18 protein-coding genes are annotated in these 18,258 nt (G+C 59.9%); 13 read left to right on the plus strand and 5 right to left on the minus strand.

Annotation, left to right across the window (positions count from 1 at the left end):
• The first annotated feature begins 228 nt into the window (after positions 1–228).
• The 4 genes from ACN6PJ_RS18715 (at position 229) to ACN6PJ_RS18730 (ending at position 4,215) form a co-directional block, all read left to right on the plus strand.
• Complete coding sequence (locus tag ACN6PJ_RS18715) at positions 229–1,803, plus strand: recombinase family protein (protein ID WP_427997335.1); 1,575 nt, start codon at positions 229–231, stop codon at positions 1,801–1,803.
• Positions 1,803–2,705 (plus strand): plasmid partitioning protein RepB C-terminal domain-containing protein, encoded by a 903-nt coding sequence (locus ACN6PJ_RS18720; protein WP_427997336.1) that lies wholly within the window; start codon positions 1,803–1,805, stop codon positions 2,703–2,705. The genes ACN6PJ_RS18715 and ACN6PJ_RS18720 overlap by 1 nt, the downstream gene beginning before the upstream one ends.
• On the plus strand, positions 2,702–3,655 hold the full coding sequence (locus ACN6PJ_RS18725) for a plasmid partitioning protein RepB C-terminal domain-containing protein (RefSeq protein ID WP_427997337.1): 954 nt from the start codon (positions 2,702–2,704) through the stop codon (positions 3,653–3,655). The genes ACN6PJ_RS18720 and ACN6PJ_RS18725 overlap by 4 nt, the downstream gene beginning before the upstream one ends.
• Positions 3,656–3,840: 185 nt before the next feature.
• A complete protein-coding gene (locus ACN6PJ_RS18730) occupies positions 3,841–4,215 on the plus strand; it encodes a transposase (RefSeq protein WP_427997338.1) in 375 nt (124 codons plus the stop codon).
• Between the two features lie 164 nt (positions 4,216–4,379).
• Here the strand turns inward: ACN6PJ_RS18730 and ACN6PJ_RS18735 are convergent, their stop codons facing one another.
• Both ACN6PJ_RS18735 and ACN6PJ_RS18740 read right to left on the minus strand, forming a co-directional pair.
• Complete coding sequence (locus ACN6PJ_RS18735) at positions 4,380–4,778, minus strand: cupin domain-containing protein (RefSeq protein WP_427997339.1); 399 nt, start codon at positions 4,776–4,778, stop codon at positions 4,380–4,382.
• A gap of 76 nt (positions 4,779–4,854) precedes the next feature.
• Entirely contained in the window at positions 4,855–5,688 is an 834-nt protein-coding gene (locus tag ACN6PJ_RS18740) for an AraC family transcriptional regulator (RefSeq protein WP_427997340.1), read from the minus strand.
• Between ACN6PJ_RS18740 and ACN6PJ_RS18745 the strand changes: the two genes are divergently transcribed.
• Positions 5,653–6,297: a hypothetical protein gene (locus ACN6PJ_RS18745; RefSeq protein WP_427997341.1), complete on the plus strand. Its 645-nt coding sequence runs from the start codon at positions 5,653–5,655 to the stop codon at positions 6,295–6,297. The genes ACN6PJ_RS18740 and ACN6PJ_RS18745 overlap by 36 nt on opposite strands.
• Before the next feature lie 44 nt (positions 6,298–6,341).
• On the opposite strand, the gene ACN6PJ_RS18750 is transcribed toward ACN6PJ_RS18745, so the two are convergent.
• On the minus strand, positions 6,342–7,472 hold the full coding sequence (locus tag ACN6PJ_RS18750; protein ID WP_427997342.1) for an FUSC family protein: 1,131 nt from the start codon (positions 7,470–7,472) through the stop codon (positions 6,342–6,344).
• A gap of 170 nt (positions 7,473–7,642) precedes the next feature.
• On the opposite strand from ACN6PJ_RS18750, the gene ACN6PJ_RS18755 reads away from it, so the two are divergent.
• The 4 genes from ACN6PJ_RS18755 to ACN6PJ_RS18770 all read left to right on the plus strand — a co-directional run bounded on the left by ACN6PJ_RS18755 (position 7,643) and on the right by ACN6PJ_RS18770 (position 12,142).
• Positions 7,643–8,659 carry an amino acid ABC transporter substrate-binding protein gene (locus ACN6PJ_RS18755; RefSeq protein ID WP_427997343.1) on the plus strand — a complete coding sequence of 339 codons (1,017 nt, stop codon included), beginning with the start codon at positions 7,643–7,645 and terminating at the stop codon, positions 8,657–8,659.
• 235 nt (positions 8,660–8,894) lie between these two features.
• Positions 8,895–9,284, plus strand: coding sequence for a nucleotide pyrophosphohydrolase (locus ACN6PJ_RS18760; RefSeq protein WP_427997344.1), 390 nt, complete (start codon positions 8,895–8,897; stop codon positions 9,282–9,284).
• Positions 9,285–9,287: 3 nt separating this feature from the next.
• Positions 9,288–10,283, plus strand: coding sequence for an HNH endonuclease (locus ACN6PJ_RS18765; RefSeq protein WP_427997345.1), 996 nt, complete (start codon positions 9,288–9,290; stop codon positions 10,281–10,283).
• Positions 10,232–12,142 carry a DNA/RNA helicase domain-containing protein gene (locus tag ACN6PJ_RS18770; protein ID WP_427997346.1) on the plus strand — a complete coding sequence of 637 codons (1,911 nt, stop codon included), beginning with the start codon at positions 10,232–10,234 and terminating at the stop codon, positions 12,140–12,142. Before ACN6PJ_RS18765 ends, ACN6PJ_RS18770 begins: the two co-directional genes overlap by 52 nt.
• Positions 12,143–12,178: 36 nt before the next feature.
• Here ACN6PJ_RS18770 and ACN6PJ_RS18775 read toward each other — a convergent pair whose 3' ends face one another.
• Positions 12,179–13,105, minus strand: a complete 927-nt coding sequence (locus tag ACN6PJ_RS18775) for a LysR family transcriptional regulator (RefSeq protein ID WP_427997347.1) — start codon at positions 13,103–13,105, stop codon at positions 12,179–12,181.
• A gap of 186 nt (positions 13,106–13,291) precedes the next feature.
• On the opposite strand from ACN6PJ_RS18775, the gene ACN6PJ_RS18780 reads away from it, so the two are divergent.
• From ACN6PJ_RS18780 to ACN6PJ_RS18790, 3 genes are all read left to right on the plus strand, one after another.
• A complete protein-coding gene (locus tag ACN6PJ_RS18780; protein ID WP_427997348.1) occupies positions 13,292–14,269 on the plus strand; it encodes a Bug family tripartite tricarboxylate transporter substrate binding protein in 978 nt (325 codons plus the stop codon).
• 11 nt (positions 14,270–14,280) lie between these two features.
• Positions 14,281–15,735 (plus strand): M81 family metallopeptidase, encoded by a 1,455-nt coding sequence (locus tag ACN6PJ_RS18785; RefSeq protein ID WP_427997349.1) that lies wholly within the window; start codon positions 14,281–14,283, stop codon positions 15,733–15,735.
• 142 nt (positions 15,736–15,877) lie between these two features.
• A complete protein-coding gene (locus tag ACN6PJ_RS18790; RefSeq protein WP_008158133.1) occupies positions 15,878–16,159 on the plus strand; it encodes a peptidylprolyl isomerase in 282 nt (93 codons plus the stop codon).
• Between the two features lie 53 nt (positions 16,160–16,212).
• Here the strand turns inward: ACN6PJ_RS18790 and ACN6PJ_RS18795 are convergent, their stop codons facing one another.
• Positions 16,213–17,118 (minus strand): LysR family transcriptional regulator, encoded by a 906-nt coding sequence (locus ACN6PJ_RS18795; protein WP_427997350.1) that lies wholly within the window; start codon positions 17,116–17,118, stop codon positions 16,213–16,215.
• 156 nt (positions 17,119–17,274) lie between these two features.
• Here ACN6PJ_RS18795 and ACN6PJ_RS18800 point away from each other — a divergent pair, with 156 nt between their 5' ends.
• Positions 17,275–18,249, plus strand: a complete 975-nt coding sequence (locus ACN6PJ_RS18800; RefSeq protein WP_427997351.1) for a Bug family tripartite tricarboxylate transporter substrate binding protein — start codon at positions 17,275–17,277, stop codon at positions 18,247–18,249.
• The last annotated feature ends 9 nt before the right edge of the window (positions 18,250–18,258 follow it).

The following is an 18,258-nucleotide window of genomic DNA, read 5'->3' on the forward strand; positions in this document are numbered from 1 at the left end:
GGCCAGCGGCCAAAGTACCAACCTCAATGAGCCGGAAATCTCTACTTCTGATCCGGACTAATTCGGGGTTAGGGTCATGAGCCGGAAATCTCTACTTCTGATCCGGACTAATTCGGGGTTAGGGTCACTCACTCCTTGAGAATTTCATTGAGCGGTACTAAAAACACACATATACATTGCTAGTGGCGTTCACACACTCGACGACACTCCATTGGGTGGGAGGCTCTAGTGCCCTCCTCAGCCCGCCCTTCGGGCGAATTCAACTCACAAGCACCGATTCCGCTGTTACCCGCAGCGGCATACCTTCGCACGTCTACTAGTCATCAACGCTACTCCCTTGTGAGTCAGGCAGCAGCGATCAGCACCTATGCGAAAGCGCACGGAATGCTTATCATCAAGATCTTCGTGGATGAAGGCAAAAGCGGGTTGGATGTGAAGGGACGTGGCGGCCTGCGGGATCTTCTGCAGGTAGTTCAAAGCGGTGACGCCGAATTTCAGACTATTCTTGTACATGACGTCAGTCGCTGGGGCAGATTTCAGAACATCGATGAGGGTGCGTACTATGAACATTTGTGCACGCTCGCGGGCATCAATGTAGTCTACTGTCAAGAACCCTTCCAAAACGACAGTTCACCGCTGACAGGCCTATTCAGAAGCGTCAAGCGCGCAATGGCCAGCGAGTCTAGCCGTGAACTTTCAGCGAAAATCTTTGCCGGGCAATGCCACTTGGTCAAACTTGGCTACCGTCAAGGTGGTACGGCAGGATACGGTCTACGGCGAGTACTCATCAACCGTCATCACGAGGTTAAAGCTACGCTCCACCCCGGTGAACGCAAGAGTCTACTAACCGATCGGGTGATCCTCGCACCAGGCCCTCCGGATGAAATTTCCGTTGTCGAGAGGATCTACCGTGACTTCGTCGAACGGCGCTTGTCTGAGTCCGAAATCGCTACAGTTCTAACAATGGAAGGCAGGGTAACTGATCTGAATCGACCCTGGACGCGTGGCACGGTTCATCAAGTTTTGACCAACGAGAAGTACATAGGCAACAACGTCTATAACCGGACCTCTTCCAAGTTGCGGCAACGGGCTCGATGCAATAGCCCCGACGAATGGATCCGATGTGATCACGCGTTTCGAGAGATAGTTCCAACACCTTTATTCATGGCCGCCCGCGCCATCATCCAGGAGCGTTCATTACGCTTAAGCGACGCAGAGATGCTGAGTCTCTTGAGAAAACTCCTTACCCGCGTTGGCACGCTGTCAGGTCTGCTCATTGATGAACAAGAGAGCATGCCTTCGAGTTCTAGCTATCAAAGCCGTTTCGGAGGATTGCTCAGAGCCTATGAGTTGGTTGGTTACAAGCCAGAGCGCGACTACCGCTTTGTCGCGGTAAACAGAGCGCTTCGCGCGTGGCGCCCAACGGTTGTAGAGGATATTGCCAACCGGCTAAGGAGTGTGGGAGCCGACGTTTTTCATGATAAGCCCACAGGAATGCTCACAGTAAACGGCGAGTGGACTGCATCGGTGATCATTGCACGTTGCATTCATATCAGCCCCAACTGTTCTCGATGGCGATTACGCTTCGAAGCTCAACGCATCACAGACCTTGTGATAGCCGTTCGCATGGACAGAGAGAATGCAATTGCACACGACTACTATATCTTCCCAAAGATAGATATAGGTGCTTGGCCACGCCAATTAGCGGATGAAAATGTGCCGTTAATTGACAGCTACCGATTTGAAACGTTGAAGGTCCTGGAAGACTTAGCCGAGCGTGCGCTCATCAAGGAGGCCGCCTGATGAAAGATGAAACAGAGAACCTAGAGGTTCAAATCGTCCCAATATCGGCGATTCATATTCTTAATCCGCGATCGCGCAACAAGCGGGTGCACGCGGACTTGATCGACAACATCAAATTGGTAGGGCTGAAACGTCCCATCACCGTAAGTAAGAAAGCACGATCCATTGATGGACAAATTTACGACCTAGTATGTGGACAAGGACGCATCGAAGCATATCTTGCCCTCGGACAGACGGAAATCCCCGCCCATGTTATTTCCGCATCGGAGGAGGACAGCCTGGTCATGAGCCTAGTGGAAAATGTCGCACGTCGTCAGCACCGACCAATAGACCTAATGAGAGAAGTGGGCCGCCTAAGAGAACGGGGTCACACTGACGGCGAGATCGCCTCGCGAATCGGTGTTACAGCCTCATGGATCAACATGATCGGTGGCCTGCTCGAGCGCGGCGAGGAAAAACTTCTGGCCGCAGTCGAGACTGGATTGATCCCGCTGAGTCTCGCAACCGATATAGCACGCAGTAGTGAGACCGAAATTCAGGCACTGCTGACAGAAGCGTATGAGCTAGGGTTCCGAGGCAAAAAACTCAGCACCCTTCGTCGACTGCTTGAGGCCAGAGCCAAACGCGACCGCTTGGTACGAACGAACCCGATGGGAACCGCTCGCTCCAAAAAGAAAAAACTCACTATGTTGGAGATGCGGCAGCTCTTCGAACAAGAAGCCGAAAAACACCGGCTAATGGTCAAGCAAGCGGCATTCGTACATGAACGCCTTACAGTGGCAACCCAAGCACTGAAAGAACTTTTGATACTGCCAGAGTTTGGAACAATTCTTCGGGAGCAAAAACTCAATGCTCTACCAAAGGTGCTTGCTAGCCGTGTGTATGAGAGGTCATTGCCATGAACTCCTCGCCACAAGAGCGATCACCCTTCCCGGAATCCGGTAATTCCGTGAAAAAGGCCTTCGCCGATAGGTGCGTGCTGCTCGACCTATCACGAATCCTTCCGCTGAAGAAGTCCAGAAGCACCGTCAAGCAGAGCTTCAAGTATCAACAAATCGCAGCCTCCATTCGAGAAGTTGGCATAGTGGAGCCTCTAATCGTGACCCCCGCGCCGGGGAAATCAGGGGAGTATCTGCTTTTAGACGGCCATCTGCGTATAGAAGCGTTAAAAGATCTCGGAGAGAGTACAGCTAAGTGCTTGGTGGCAACCGACGACGACACCTACACCTACAACAAGCGAATCAATCGTCTTTCTGCCGTACAAGACCATAAGATGATAGTACGAGCAATGGAGCGAGGAGTCTCAGCAGAGCGGTTGGCTTCGACGTTCAATCTATCTCCAAATACTATTCGACATCGTTTCCGTTTACTGAATGGCATATGTGAGGAAGCAGTGGAACTGCTCGCCGACACGCCTGCGCCCGCAAAAGTATTTGGGATTCTGCGCCAAATGAAGCCCCTCAGGCAAATCGAGGCGGCCGAACTCATGGTGGGCAACAAGAACTTCTCTGTCATGTTCGCAACCGCGTTGCTGGTGGCAACTCCGGCTTCCCAATTGACGAACGATGCTCGGGCACAGGAAAAAGAAGGAGCATCCTCGGAATCTATGGCAAGGATGGAACGTGAATTAGCAGCGCTACAAATGCAAAGCAATGCCGTGCGAGACTCGTATGGCCCCGACGTATTACAGCTTTCCATCATTCAACGATATCTAGCCGCGCTGCTCTCTAATGCGGCCATCGTACAGTGGTTGACGCAACAACACCCTGAATATCTAAAGGAATTCCAGGAAATTGTAGATCGCGCCGAGATTCCGTCCGGTCTTGACCCGTCCCGAATCGACGTGTCTTAACTTCCAAGGACGACAGACTCTAGACCTTATAGGCAATGCGATCCCGGCCCTAGTCGATAGGGATGCAACATCCATTAGTTTTTGACTTGAGGAACCGGTTCATGCTTCGAACGCGAAATCAAACTGCGCTAGGTCGAGCCTTCCGGGCTCTCACAGGCGCAAGAAATATTTGAAGGAGGTGTCCCATGGGCACATCCAAGCCCGACGGCCAGAAGAACCGCACTAAGCGCCAGTACTATAGCCCCGAGTTAAAAATAAAGGTGGTGCGTGAGTTGGAGCGAGGCCAAATGACTTGCGCTCAATTGGCGCTCGTTCTAGGGGTGACTCGGTCCAATCTCTACCGTTGGAGGAGAGAACTGGCCATTGATACGCCACGCATTCCCCCTCCGGATCACCGCAAGATGCACGTCACTGCACGGGGCGAGGTACAACGTCTGAAGCGCGCGTTGGCTCAAGCCATCGAAGAAAGAGATATTTTAAAAAAAGCGGCTATGTATTTTGTACTGGAGCTGTCGCAAGGCACACCGTTATATGAGCTCTCCAACAGGAGAGTACGGTGACCGGCAATACAAGAAACGAGACAAATCTATATGCTCTAGGGAATGTTCAGCGATACGCAATTTTGACCGCACTCACCCGCCAGCATAGCTCTCGCGAGCCTTTGTTTAATGACTCTTGCAACAGGATCACAGGCACAGCTCTGCAATTCCAAGCCCCCTTCCCGTCAGATCCACACGTCATTCGGCGCCGTCCGCTCGCCGCCCTGGTCGCCGGTATTGACGACGCCTCGCGGCTCGATCAGCAGCATCTGCACTTCCTGCGCCGCATAGGGCTTGTGTTCCACGCCCTTGGGCACAACGTACATCTCGCCGGGATTGACCAGCACGTGGCCGTCGCGGAAATCGATGCGCAACTGCCCATGCAGCACGATGAATGTTTCGTCGGTGTCGGCATGCGAATGCATGACGAAATCACCCGCGATCTTCACCAGCTTGAACTGGTAGTCGTTCATCTCGGCGACGACGCGCGGCTGCCAATGGTCGGCGATCAGGGAGAGCTTCTGCCCGAAGTTGATCGGGTGCGGGGCGCGTTGCGCGCAGGCAGCGGATTGATGGGTCGGCATGATCGGTTCCTTGTGCGGGCGAATGCATATAGTGTCCCGCGAATCCTCCCGCAAGGTCTTGTACGATCGTGCAAGGTCAAGCGGCGTTGGGCGCGCCCTTCAAGGCGCGCAGCCAGCGGCCCGGGGAATGCCCGTAAGCCCGGCGGAAATGCCGCGTCATATGGCTTTGGTCGGTGAAGCCGGCCCATACCGCGGCCTGGGCCAGGGACTGGCCCGCCGCGGCCAGGCGGCGCACCTGCTCCAGCCGCCGCATCGTCAGGTAGCGGTAGGGGCTGGTTCCATACAGCGCGCGAAAGTCCCGCGACAGGCGCCAGCGATCGCGCGCGCTGGCCCGTTCCAGCTCGCTGAGCGTGACGGGATGCTCCAGCCGGTCCAGCAGGCAGGCCCGCGCCAGTTCGGCCGCGCGGTAGTCCACGGACTGCCGCGCGCGCCGGACGCCGGCCGCGGCGGCCAGCGCATGCGCAAGCTCGTAGATCGCATCGTCTTCCTCCAGCGGATCCGGGCTGTCCAGGGAGCGCAGCAAGGCGTCGGAGACCGCGTAGAGGCGCGGGTCCGCCGACACGCCGCCCGGGATGAAGGGCAGCGGTTTGCCGCCCAGGACGCGCTGGATGAGCGCGGGCTCGATGTAGGCCATGCGGTAGCGGAAGCCCGCGTCCGTCCCGGCATGTCCGTCGTGGGGCTCGTCGGGGTACAGGACGATCGTGCCGCCGGGCTGGCTATGCGCCATGCCGCTGCGGTAGTGGAAGCTCTGCACGCCGGCCAGGGTACGGCCGATGCCGTAGGTATCGTGCCGGTGCATATCGTAGCCATGCCCGCCGAAATAGGCCTCGATGCGCTCCACGTTCCGGGCGGAAGATGCGCGCTGCACCCAGTCGTGCTTGCCGGGCAATTCGATATCGGGTTTTTCCATGCCGCCGGGATAAAGTGTGAGACTACAATTCCGCTCGAAAATTCTAGCCTGATATTTTCTTCAAAGAATATTGAGCATCTCTACAAGGACGCGATGATGCGAAACGATCGCAGCACTATCACGATGTATCCGCTTGTCTGGCATTGGGCAGGAAGAGCGCTGATATATCTGATACTCCTCCTGGTGCCTGCTTTCGCCATTCAATGGCTGATCGAACAACTGCCCAAGAATGCCCAGTCGACGACCGCGATAGTGGCAAACGCCGTCGTCCTGCCGCTGATTTATATGGCGATCTATCTTGGCCTTCGCAAAATCGGCGCTCGCTCCCAGAAGTTCATTTACTTCGTCATCCTGCTCTTCATCGCACTGGGCTATGCAGAAGGAAAAAGAGCCTTCACAACTGGCCAGTTCCAGAGCTGGGCGGGTTTAGTGATGTCGATTTTCTATGTCGGCGCATTTTCGTGGATCGCCTTTCGCGGGGCGAAAGCAAACCGGAACGACACCATCGCTGCCTATGACGCTGCGCGAGAGGAACAGATTTCCATCCAGGCCGAAGCCATACTGCGCGCCCAACAACTGCAACAGCAACGGGCGGCCAGTGGGAAATAAGCGTGTGAGGCTACGATTTCGTTCGAAAATTGTAGCCTCACGCTTTAATTCACCCGCCTGGGCAACACGGCCCGCATCCAGCGCGAAAGCAAGGGCCGGATGCGCTGGTTGTGCAAGAGCACCGCGCCCAGGGCGCCGATGAACGCGCCGGTGACCGTATCCAGGAATCGCGCTTCGATGACGGCCGCGGGGTAGCCCTGCCCCAGATGCGGGGCTTCGGCGAGGAAGATCGTCAGGGGCGTGATCAGCACGACGGCGCTGGCATAGTGCCGCACGACCAGTGTTTCTATCCCGAACGACAGCGCCATCATCACCAGGCTCAGGGTCCAGACGTTCAACGGCAGGCTGAGCAAGGCCCACGCCACGACCAGGCCCACGGCCGTGCCCAGGATGCGGTGCATCTGCCGGCTCCAGGCCGCCCGCAGGCTCGCGCCCTGAATGATCGCCAGGCAACTGACGGGCACCCAGTAGGGACGCTGCAATTGCAGCAGTTCCGCCACCAGCAGAGACACGCCCACGAACAGGCCGATGATCACGGAGTCATAGACGACAAAATCGAAAGTGGGCTTGGGCAGCTGGGTTTCAGGCGGAGGCGGCGCCACCCGCGTCATGTGCAGCGAATACGCAAAAGCGACCAGACAGGCCACCAGGGCCCCCAATGCCACCATGCCCACGCGCAGGGGAACATCCTCCACGCGGCCCGGCGTATAGGCCGCGATCGCCGTCGCCATGATGAAGAACAGGCTGCCCGGCGGGCCCAGCCGGTAGCATCGGCAGATCATGTTCACCACCATGGCGATCAGGGTGAGCGCGGCGATCATCACGGCTGGCCAGAACTGCGTCAGCGCGCCCACGGCATAACACGCGACCATGCCGAAGGAGGCCGCCAGCAGCATCATCATCCGATGCTGCAACGAAGAATTGGGCAGGCTCAGAAACACCATGCCGCCCAGGCTGGACATCAGCCCGTAGTCCATGCGCCCGAAATAAGCGCCCACCATTAAAGGCAGGCCCGACGACAGGGCGGCGGCCAGGGGCATTTCCCAGGGCCGGTCGCTGGCATTGACGCGAATCAGGTCTCGCCATACCGCCAGCAGCCGGCTTTTTGCGAAGGCGAGCGAATACCATGGCTCATGGCTGCCGCCGCCGCTATTCGAGTCGTCATCTTTTTTCATGATTCCACTTTGCAGGCGGTTTCGCCCTTTGCGCCAGGTAAATTCCGATGGGCGAATTTAACGGGAATTCCCTGATATTCCCACCCATGGCCGATGGCTACCATTCCGCGCACCTACGCCTACCGGCCGACGGACACCCCACAGTATTGCGCCGATCGCGCGGAGACATCATGAAAGCACTGAAACTTGTTGCGGCAGGCACCGCGTTATTCATTTCGTCATGGGCCGCCAACGCCGGCGTGACGTTCGATAGCGTCAAGAGCAAAGGCTTCGTCCAGTGCGGCGTGTCCACTGGCGTCGCGGGATTCTCGGTGAACGACAGCAAGGGCGGCTGGATGGGCCTGGATGTGGACCTGTGCCGCGCGCTGGCTGTCACCATGTTCGGCGACGCTTCCAAAGCCAAGATCATGGCCATCAGCGCCTTGCAGCGCTTCACCGCCCTGCAATCGGGCGAAGTCGACGTGCTTCCCCGCAATACGACGCTCACGCTGACGCGCGACACCACCCTGGGCCTCATCGGCGTGGGAGTGAACTACTACGACAGCCAGGGCATCATGGTGAACAAGTCCCTGAACATCAAAAGCGCCAAGGAACTGGACGGCGCCACGGTCTGCGTCCAGCCCGGCACCACCACGGAGCTGAACCTCGCGGACTGGTTCCGTTCGAACAACATCACCTTCAAGCCCATCGTCGTCGACCGCATGGACGAAATCATCCGCGCCTTCGCCGTCGGCCGCTGCGACGCCTTCACCGGCGACAAGTCGCAGCTGGCCGCCGCCCGCAGCGGCCTGGAGAATCCGGAAAAGTACGACATCCTGCCGGAGGATTTCTCCAAGGAACCGCTGGGCCCGATGGTCCGCCAGGGCGACGAACAATGGTTCAACGTGGTCCGCTGGACGCTGAACGTCATGCTGGAAGCCGAGGAATACGGCATTACGTCCAAAAACGTCGATGAAATGCTCAAGAGCACCAACCCCAACATCCAGCGCATCCTGGGCACGACCCCGGGCATGGGCAAGAACCTGGGCGTGGACGACAAATGGGCCTACAACATCATCAAGCAGATCGGCAATTACGGCGAAAGCTTCGAGAAGAACCTGGGCCCCAGCAGCCCGCTGAAGCTGCCCCGCGGCCTGAACGCCTCGTATCGCGATGGCGGGCTGATGTACGGCTGGCCGGTGCGGTAAACAGTGCCCGGGCAGGTGGGTGCGCGCTGCCCACCTGTTCTGAAAATGACGATCACGGGCGCCCATTGGGTGAAAACGCCCGAATCAACCTCGATTGCGCTCACTCTTCCAATACTCTCCGGCCCATCGATGGCCCGGGACGTGCCATTCCCCTCACACGATTTTGACGTCCAACAATCGATCTAGGACGGAGTAACATGTGTCCCTGAGATCAATATAGGACTGAGGGAAGGCCGTGGCAGAGTCGAGTGAACAAAAACCAGACGAACCCCTGATTGACATCACGCGGCTTTGCGCTGAGCAAGACAAGTTCGCCCGGGAACGCGACTGGGAGCAATTCCACTCCCCCAAGAATCTGGTCATGGCACTGACTGGCGAAGTCGGCGAGTTGTCCGAGATCTTCCAATGGATGACAGAAGCGGACTCCAAAAACGCTGGAAGCGATCCGGCTACATCGCAAGCTGTCAAGGATGAACTCGCGGACGTCCTCCTTTATCTGGTCAGGCTGTCCTCCACCCTAGGCGTGGATCTGAATGAAGCCGTCGCCCAGAAACTCTTGAAAAACGCCCGGAAGTATCCAGCGGAGAAAGTCAAAGGCAAGTCCAAGAAGTATTCGGACTATTGACCCATGCGCCAGATTTTCATTTTTACGGCCGGCGACAAGAAAGCCCGCGCGCATTTGGACGAGTCCATCCTCAACCCCGTCCCCTTCGCGCGGATGCAGGAAGCGCTGGGCCATTCCCAAACCGAGTACTACCGCTCGCTTATTCCGGACGAAGAAGGCTTCCACGCATGGGGAGCCGTGCCTGGCCCCGTCAATCAGCGAACGTGGAATGCGATGCAAGTGGGAGACTTGGTGCTCACGGTATATGGCAACCAATACCACTTTCTCTCTTCTGTAATCGGCAAATTGGACAACCCGGGTCTTGCCAGTCGGATATGGGGTCAAGACGAAGATGGCAATACCTGGCAGTACATGTATCTGCTAAGCAGGCCGCAGCGGGTTGCCATCGATGTGATGCGTGAACCCGTAGTCAATTATCTGAATAAGGGCTATCGCGGCTTTACCCGCATCTCGGATGAAAAAGTACAAGCGATCCTGAAAGCCTACGGCAGTCTGGATCGCTTCGTTCAACAGGTGTTCGAGGCCAGTTTTCCTCAAACCCATGTCGAACGCGAGTTGGCACAGGCCGAGAAAGACGCCGACTCGACCGTAACCTTCGACCCCAAGGACATGCCCGATGGCCGCAGGAAAGTTATCCAGGAAATCGTACGTCGCCAAGGGCAACCAAAATTCCGGAAGGCCCTTCTCGCCGCCTATGCTGGAAAATGTGCCGTGACCGGGTGTGATGTTGGAGCCGTGCTTGAAGCGGCGCATATTGCACCCTACCTGGGAACGGACTCGAATGCTATACAGAACGGCCTGCTCCTGCGCGCCGACATTCATACGCTATTCGATCTCGGTCAGCTAAAAATAACCCCAGATAGGGAAATCCAGCTTCACGAAAGCCTGTTTGGCACCGTGTACGAACAATACCAAGGGCTTCTCCTTCGTCTTCCGTACGACAGGACTTGTTGGCCCAGCAGGGATGCCTTGGTACTGAAGTACAACCTGGTTCTCTGACGCTCATGACAGCGCTGGCGACGTTCTCCATCCAGGAATTCTGTGCGCGCGCAAACGATACCGAGCTGCCCGCCTGGCTTGAGCGGCGTTTTCGAGAAATCGTCGAAGCAGGGGAAATTTCCACTCAGGAAAGAATGTCCTGGGCAAACTCCCTTCCCGCGCTTGCTTCACTGCTGAGTACCCTGCCGATAGACGGCCATATCCTCCTCGAGTACGCCATGCCCCTGGGAAATCGGCGTGCCGATTGCGTGCTCATCGGGGTTGATGCCGCTGGCCAGACACACATCATCGTGGTTGAACTCAAACAATGGTCGCAAGGCAATATCCTACTGAACCACGAGTTCGATATGGGATGGCTGACTGTCCAAGCGCAAGAGCCCTATAGCGTCGACCACCCATGTGAACAGGCAAACGTGTATCGCACGGCGCTCGAACATCTTCTCGATTTTGGCGATGACGCCCCTCAAATCCACGCGTTGGCCTATCTGCACAGATATCGGGAAACGAGCAGTGAACTGCTCAGGCTTCCTCAATTCCGAGATCATCTTCGTAGCGCATATCTTCTCACCCTCAACAACGGTCTTGAAGAAGCCTCCCAGTTGCTTCGAAAGCTGCAATCGAAGGTTCCTGGTCCGATACTTGAGCGTCTCCAATCGCCCAAGTTGAAATACTCGGATTCGTTCATCGCCAATTTCAGCAATAAGCTCAACTGCAGCGCCCTCTTTGAACCGACAAAAGGGCAGTCGAATACCTTCAGGTCGATCGCTTCCGCCCTGGACAAGATATCCAAACCCAGTTGTGTAATCGTCAGAGGCATTGTTGGCACGGGAAAGACCGTGCTCGCCATGCTGCTCGTCAGGCATCTCATGGAGCGAGGAAAGCAGCCCAAATACCATGTCCGGTCTGCCGCCATCAGAGACTGCCTAAAGCAACTCGACTTTTGTTCTGGCGGCATGGCTGCTACCGAATATCTGATCGTCGACGAAGCACATCGCTTTCGCGCGGATCAGCTGCCCAGACTATTGAAAGGAAAGCGCCTCGCCGTCTTCTTCATCGACGACAATCAATGGCTTCATCCGGACGAAACGTGCCGCAGCCGTCATATCGAAGAAGCCTCTCGCCATCTGGGAATGCATGTCATCGAACATACACTTACGGAACAGTTGCGCTGCCGAGACGCAGCTGCATACATATCCTGGGTAGATGCTTTTCTGCATCATGGCGGTTTGAGCAAACTGGAGTCGGCAGACCGCTTTGAAGTCGGACTTGTTGAATCTCCTGAAGAAATGGTCCAGCTTCTTGATGCTCGGGCTCAAGGCGCGACTTGCCGCGTAGTCGCTGGATACTGCTGGGAGTGGCCAACGGCCAAAACACCTTCTGCGGCACACGACATTGCCATCGACGGCTGGCGGGCGCGATGGAACGCCCCTTCCTCCTATGCAAAATGGAACAAGAAACCAGGCCTGCATGAGGAAGTCGGAGCCATCTATACCGTGCAGGGTTTTGAATACGACTATGTCGGCGTACTGATAGGCACGGACCTCGTATTCACGGAGAAAGGGCTTGCCGTCCGGCCCTCCGCGCAGCAATATCCGCAGCTGAGGAACTCCTTGAACAGACCCGATGTGCCCAAAGAACGGAAGCTGAAAGAATTCTCGCTTGCCATTCGCAATATCTACTACGTGCTATTGACACGGGCCCGGAAAGGAGTATTCATCTACGCAGCCCATCCCGGCCTGCAGCAGGCGCTAAGGGGTATTCTTCCGAGAGCAGGCGCCGTCGTCCCCTTGCATGCCCATCAACCCAATAGTGCGTCAATCGCGCCCATAAGCAAGGCCGATCAAACGAGCACTAATTAATCGGCTCTATGCATCCTTCCTATACGCTGAAAGCGCTCATTCCCCTTGGAACAACGGCGACGCCTGGATCCGCGCCAGCATGCCGCGCACCGCGCTGGTCAGCGGCCGGTTGGCCCGCACGATCAGGCGCGTCTGCGCCGCCTCGAAGATGGGATTGGTGGTGCGCAGCGCCACCAGTTCGCCCCGGGCGACCTCCTTCACCACGGAATTCGCGGACGTGAAGGTCAGCCCCAGACGGCTCTCCACATAGCGCTTGAGCGTCAACACCGAGTTGGCGACGAAGCTGGGGGCCAGCACGATGTTCTCCGACAGCTCCGCCATTTCTATCAGCTGGCGCAGGCCGAAACCGGGCCCCATCAGCGCGACCGGGTAGCGCGCCACGTCCTTCAGCGCGGGGCGCTTGCGCTGCCGCGCCAGCGGGTGGTCGGGCCAGGCGATCACGCATAGCGGATGCGTGCGCCCGTGGACCACCTGTATGCCCGGATCCGCGGGCGCGCCGAACACCACGCCGATGTGCGCGTCGTCGTGCACCACGGCGCGCACCGCATCGGAAGCGCCGGCCACCTTCAGCGACACGCGGACGCCGGGGTGCCGCCGGCAGAATTCGTCCACCACGCCGCTCATCAGGATGTCCACAAAGCCTTCGCTGGCCACGATCTGGATATCGCCGCGCTGCAGGCCGTTCACTTCATCCAGCCGGGCCCGCAGGGCCTGTTCGCTGGCCTGGCGGTCACGGCAATGGTCCATGACGATGGCGGCCATGTCTGTGGGTACGATGCCCCGCCCCTTGCGCTCCAGCAGCGCCACGCCAAGTTCTTTTTCAAGCAGCTGGATCTGCCTGCTGACGATGGAGGGTTCGACGCCCAGGCGCTCGGCGGCCCCGCGCACCGATCCGGTCGTGACCGCTTCGAAGAAATACTGCAAGCGCCGCGCGCTCAACCCGCCGCCCATGCCCATTCCCATTTCCGATTTTCGTTATTTTTGAAAAATCGTTGCCTTTTAGGCAACAAAGTTCCCATGAGCTTACATTGATTTGAGGCCCGCCGATTGCGAATAATGCGCGTACTTCAAATCCGCTCGGTTGCGGTCGATGGCGGGATGCCGGCATCGGCGGCAATGCGAGGTAACGCCCATTTCGAGCCTTAAAGCATGAAACCCTTCGCTTCAATCCTCGCAGCCGCAACCCTGAGCGTATTCTGTCAACAGGCCGCGTTTGCCTCGCAAGACGCCGCCTACCCGAGCAAGCCGGTCAAGATCGTCGTCGGCTATGCGCCGGGCGGCTCGTCCGATGCCGTCGCCAGGCTGGTCGCCGGCCGCCTGTCGGAGAAGCTGGGCCAGACGTTCGTGGTCGAAAACCGCCCGGGCGCCGCCAGCAATATCGCGGCCGCCTCGGTGGCGCGCTCGCCCAATGATGGCTACACCATCCTGCTGGGCTCGAACGCCAGCGCCATCAATGTGTCGCTGTACAAGGAACTGTCCTTCGATTTTCAGAAGGACTTCGCGCCCGTGGCGCTACTGACGCGCTTCCCCAACATCATGGTGGTGAACAACACCGTGCCGGTGAAGTCGGTGCAGGAGTTCATCGGCTATGCCAAGGCCAATCCCAGGGGCATCTTCTTCGCGTCGTCCGGCGCCGGCTCGTCGACGCGTCTGTCGGCCGAACTGTTCAAGATGATGACGGGCGTGGACATGGAACATGTCCAGTACAAAGGCAGCGCGCCCGCCCTTACCGACCTGATGGCGGGCCGGATCCAGGTGATGTTCGATACCGCGCCGTCGGTCATGCCTCTCATCAAGGGCGACAAGCTGCGCGCGCTGGGCGTCACCAGCGCCAGCACGCAGCCCTTCGCGCCGGAGATCCCCACCATCGACGCCGGCGGGGTCAAGGGTTATGAGATGACGTCCTGGTACGCGCTGTTCGTGCCCGCCGGCACCCCGGCAGGCATCGTGGACAAGCTGAACAAGGAAGTCAACGCGATCCTGGAAGAGAAGGACACCCGGGAGAAACTCGCCGGCATGGTCGCGACGCCGGGCGGCGGCACGCCCGAAGAACTGCGCCAGCACGTGGCGGCGGAAATCACGAAGTACGCCGAAGTGGTCAAGGCCTCCGGCGCCACCGCGGACTAGGCGTTGACACCATGCGCGTTTTTACCGGTTCGCTGTCCACGGAAACCAATACTTTCGCTCCGCTGCCCACCTCGCTGGAAGATTTCGCCGACCGGGGCTACTACCCCGCCGGCACCCACCCTCCCGAGATGACGATCTTCAGCGGGCCGCTGTGGGCGGCGCGCCAACGCGGCGCGCAACACGGCTGGACCGTGATCGAAGGCATGGCCGCCGGCGCCCAGCCCAGCGGCATCACGACCCGCCACGCCTACGAAACCCTGCGCGACGAACTGCTGCGCGATCTGCGCCAGGCGCTGCCGGTGGATATGGTGGTCCTGGGCCTGCATGGCGCGATGGTGGCCGACGGCTACGAGGACTGCGAAGGCGACCTGCTCGGCCGCGTGCGCGGGATCGTCGGCCCCGATGTGGTGGTGGGCGCCGAACTAGACCCGCATTGCCATCTGTCGGACGCCATGGTGTCCCACGCCGACATGCTGGTGGCCTACAAGGAGTACCCCCACACCGACATCCGCGAGCGCGCGCTGGAACTGGTGGACTTCTGCGCGGCCGCGGCCGCGCGGCGCATCGCCCCGGTTGCGGCGGTGGTGGACTGCGAGATGGCGGTCACCATCCGCACGCCCCAAGAGCCGGCGCGCAGCTACATCGACCGGCTGAGCGCGCTGGAGGGCAGGGACGGCATCCTCTCCATCTCGGTGGTGCACGGTTTTCCCTGGGGCGACGTGCCCGACATGGGCACCAAGCTGCTGGTCTACGCGGATGGGGATGCGGTCGCCGCCCAGTCTCTCGCCCGGCGTCTCGCGGATGAGTTGATCGGCATGCGCGAGCGCCTCATGCCCGCCTGTCCGGATATGGACCAGGCCATCGACCAGGCGCTGGCCTGCGGCGTGACACCCGTGGTTATCGCGGACGCGGCCGACAACCCGGGCGGCGGCGGCGCGGGTGACGCCACCTTCATGCTGCGCCGCTTGCACGAACGCGGCATCCAGGACGCGGCGGTGGGTCCTCTGTGGGATCCCGTTGCCGTGCGCGTCGCTTTCAGCGCGGGCGTGGGCGCGCGCCTGCCGCTGCGCATCGGCGGCAAGATCGGACCCATGTCGGGCCAGCCCATCGATCTGCACTGCACCGTGAAGGCCCTGGTTCCGGACATGATCATGACAGGGCTTTCCGGTTCTCCCGCCGCCGTGGGAAATGCGGCGCTGGTCGAGGCGGACGGCATCGAAATCGTGCTGATCAGCGTGCGCGCGCAGGCCCTGCATACGGACGTGTTCACCCAACTGGGCTGCCTGCTGGATGAAAAGGCGTTGATCGTGGTCAAGTCCGCGCAGCACTTCCACGCGGCCTTTTCGCTGGTGGCCCGGCGCATCATCTACGCGGATGCGCCCGGCTCGGCGGCCCTCGATCTGCGCACCCTGCCCTACCGGCGCGCGCAACGGCCCAAATGGCCGATTGACGGCCGGGCAGGATAGGCGCGGGCTCCGGCCTGTATTGAAGGGATACGTAATAGTCGCCAGCGATCCGCCGGCCGCGGGTTACCCTAGCGGTTCCAGCGTCCGTCCGCTGAATGCGTTACTCTCCCCCTCCCCAAATCAAGTCAGCAAGGAGCCCCACATGGCACAAGCCTCCGCCCGTCACATCCTCGTCTCCACCGAAGCCAAGGCCAACGAACTCAAGACCGCCATCGAGAACGGCGCCGACTTCGCCCAACTGGCCAAGGAAAACTCCAGCTGCCCGTCCTCGCGCGACGGCGGCAATCTGGGTACGTTCGGCCCGGGCCAGATGGTCAAGGAATTCGACACCGTGGTGTTCAGCGCCCCGGTCGGCGTGGTTCAAGGCCCGGTGAAGACGCAGTTCGGCTACCACCTGGTCGAAGTGACCAGTCGCAAGGACTGAGTCCGCCGCCGGACATCCGAAGGCCGCCGCCAGGAAACTGGCGGCGGCCTTTTTCATGGGCCGTCGGCCTGCGCCGCGTTCCGCAGGCTCTCCACGAATGCGGTAAGTCCGGCGCTGTCGCGGCGGCCGCTGCGGGTGACGATGGCGTAGTCCAGCGCCACGCGGGGGACAAGCGCCCTGAGGTGCACGCGCCAACGCGCTCCTGTCAGCGCCGCGAACGAGGGAACGACCGCCTGGCCCAGGCCGGCCTCGACCATGGCCAGTATGGTTTCCAAATGGCTGTAGACGCGGCGCGGCGGGCTTGCCGCGCTGTCGGGCGGACGCGGGACGTGCCGGTCTATCAGTTGCTGGATAGGGTTGCTGGCCGGCAGAACGATAAGGCTGCCGGGATCCAGGCGCTGCCATGACAAGGGAGCGCGGCGGGTCTTGGCAGCATGTTCCGCCGATTGCGCCAACACGAGTTCGGCTGGGAACAAGCTGCGCCGGCGCAGGCCGGCGGCTTTCTGGAAGAAGGCGCCGAAGCCCGCGTCCAGCGAACCATCCTCCACGCCTTGCTGGATCAGGCTGCGGTCCATGTCCGCCACCTCGACACGCCATTCCGGCTGCGCCGCGGAACACGCGCGCAATACTTGCGGCAGGATGCTGCTGGCGATGAGCGGCGTAACACCTACACGGAGCACGGGCGCCTGCGGCGTGCTGGCGGCGGCCAGTTGGCGCAGGACGCCGCCCAGTTCGTCGACCATGCGCTGGGCTACGGGCAGCAAGCTGCGGCCCGCTTCCGTCAGGAGCACGGCCCGGGTGCTGCGTTCGAACAGACGGCTGCCGATGCTTTGCTCGAACTCCCGCACCATGGCGCTCAGCCCCGCCTGCGTCAGATGCAGCTGGGCGGCGGCTTTGGTGAAGCTGGCGTGCTCGGCGACGGCGAGGAAGCCGCGCAATTGGCGTAACGAGCAGTTCATACGGGACCTAGCAGAAAATTCATAACAAGTCTTTGTTAATGAACAAAATATCGTAGTTTTACTTGTTTATCCGTTTGCGTTGCAATTGCGGAATGCGCCGCCTTCCAAGCGAGAAGGCTCACAACAACAAGCGCACTTGCCCTTCAGGAGACAAGCATGTTCCGTCATTCCCTGCGGTTTGCCGCCGCATTCAGTCTTGCGTGCGCGGCGGTCGTCCCCGCCTTTGCAGCCCAGACCGGCTTTCCCGACAAGCCCATCACACTGGTGGTGCCATTTCCGCCTGGCGGGCCGACGGACACGAGCGCGCGCCTGTTCGGCAAGACGATGTCCGAGCAGTTGGGCCAACCCGTCATCGTGGAGAACCGGGCGGGCGCGGGCGGCTCCGTTGGCACCACGTCGGTGACGCGCGAGCAGCCCGATGGCTATACGCTGCTGTGGGGCGGCACCAGCAGCATGGTGGTTGCGCCGGCGCTGTACCCCAAGCTGGACTACGACCCGGTCAGCTCGTTCACGCCGATCGGCATGGCTGTGCGCGGTCCGCTCATCCTGGTGAGCCGCCCCGGCCTCCCCAGCGCCGATCTCAAGTCGCTGCTGGACCTGGCGCGGCGCCAACCGTTGACGGTGGCATCCGCGGGCACCGGTTCGGTCGGCCATCTGACCGCCGAGTTGTTCGATCGCAGCGCCGCGGTGGATATCCTGCACATTCCTTATCGCGGCGGCGCGCCGGCCCTGAGTGACGTGCTGGGCGGCCAGGTGGATCTGTTGTTCGACACGGTAACGCTGCTGTATCCCCAGATCACGGCGAACAAGCTGCGCGCCTATGCCGTCACCGGCGCACAGCGTTACCCGCGACTTCCAGACGTGCCCACGGTGGCGGAAGCGCTGGGCAAACCCTTTGAAGCGTACTCCTGGTTCGGCCTGATGGCCCCGGCACATACGCCGCAACCGGTTATCGAGCGCCTGACCAAGGCGCTGGCCGCGGCGGCGCGCGATCCCGAGGTCAAGCGCCAACTTGCGGACCTGGGCCTGGAGCCGGTTGGCGACACGCCAGAGCAATTCGCACAAGCCATCCGAACCGATCTGGCCAAATGGACCCAGGTCGTCAAACAAGCTGGCATCAAGCCGGACTAATTCTTCCCG

The organism is Achromobacter sp., from assembly GCF_050285585.1.
In the GTDB taxonomy this organism is placed as follows: Bacteria; Pseudomonadota; Gammaproteobacteria; order Burkholderiales; family Burkholderiaceae_B; genus Achromobacter.

Coding starts and splice junctions, on each gene's coding strand:
- ACN6PJ_RS18725 (WP_427997337.1), top strand. CDS start 2,702: ATGAACTCCTCGCCACAAGAGCGATCACCCTTCCCGGAATCCGGTAAT.
- ACN6PJ_RS18765 (WP_427997345.1), top strand. CDS start 9,288: ATGCGCCAGATTTTCATTTTTACGGCCGGCGACAAGAAAGCCCGCGCG.
- ACN6PJ_RS18755 (WP_427997343.1), top strand. CDS start 7,643: ATGAAAGCACTGAAACTTGTTGCGGCAGGCACCGCGTTATTCATTTCG.
- ACN6PJ_RS18730 (WP_427997338.1), top strand. CDS start 3,841: ATGGGCACATCCAAGCCCGACGGCCAGAAGAACCGCACTAAGCGCCAG.
- ACN6PJ_RS18790 (WP_008158133.1), top strand. CDS start 15,878: ATGGCACAAGCCTCCGCCCGTCACATCCTCGTCTCCACCGAAGCCAAG.
- ACN6PJ_RS18740 (WP_427997340.1), bottom strand. CDS start 5,688: ATGGAAAAACCCGATATCGAATTGCCCGGCAAGCACGACTGGGTGCAG.
- ACN6PJ_RS18735 (WP_427997339.1), bottom strand. CDS start 4,778: ATGCCGACCCATCAATCCGCTGCCTGCGCGCAACGCGCCCCGCACCCG.
- ACN6PJ_RS18775 (WP_427997347.1), bottom strand. CDS start 13,105: ATGGGAATGGGCATGGGCGGCGGGTTGAGCGCGCGGCGCTTGCAGTAT.
- ACN6PJ_RS18780 (WP_427997348.1), top strand. CDS start 13,292: ATGAAACCCTTCGCTTCAATCCTCGCAGCCGCAACCCTGAGCGTATTC.
- ACN6PJ_RS18800 (WP_427997351.1), top strand. CDS start 17,275: ATGTTCCGTCATTCCCTGCGGTTTGCCGCCGCATTCAGTCTTGCGTGC.
- ACN6PJ_RS18750 (WP_427997342.1), bottom strand. CDS start 7,472: ATGAAAAAAGATGACGACTCGAATAGCGGCGGCGGCAGCCATGAGCCA.
- ACN6PJ_RS18720 (WP_427997336.1), top strand. CDS start 1,803: ATGAAAGATGAAACAGAGAACCTAGAGGTTCAAATCGTCCCAATATCG.
- ACN6PJ_RS18795 (WP_427997350.1), bottom strand. CDS start 17,118: ATGAACTGCTCGTTACGCCAATTGCGCGGCTTCCTCGCCGTCGCCGAG.
- ACN6PJ_RS18785 (WP_427997349.1), top strand. CDS start 14,281: ATGCGCGTTTTTACCGGTTCGCTGTCCACGGAAACCAATACTTTCGCT.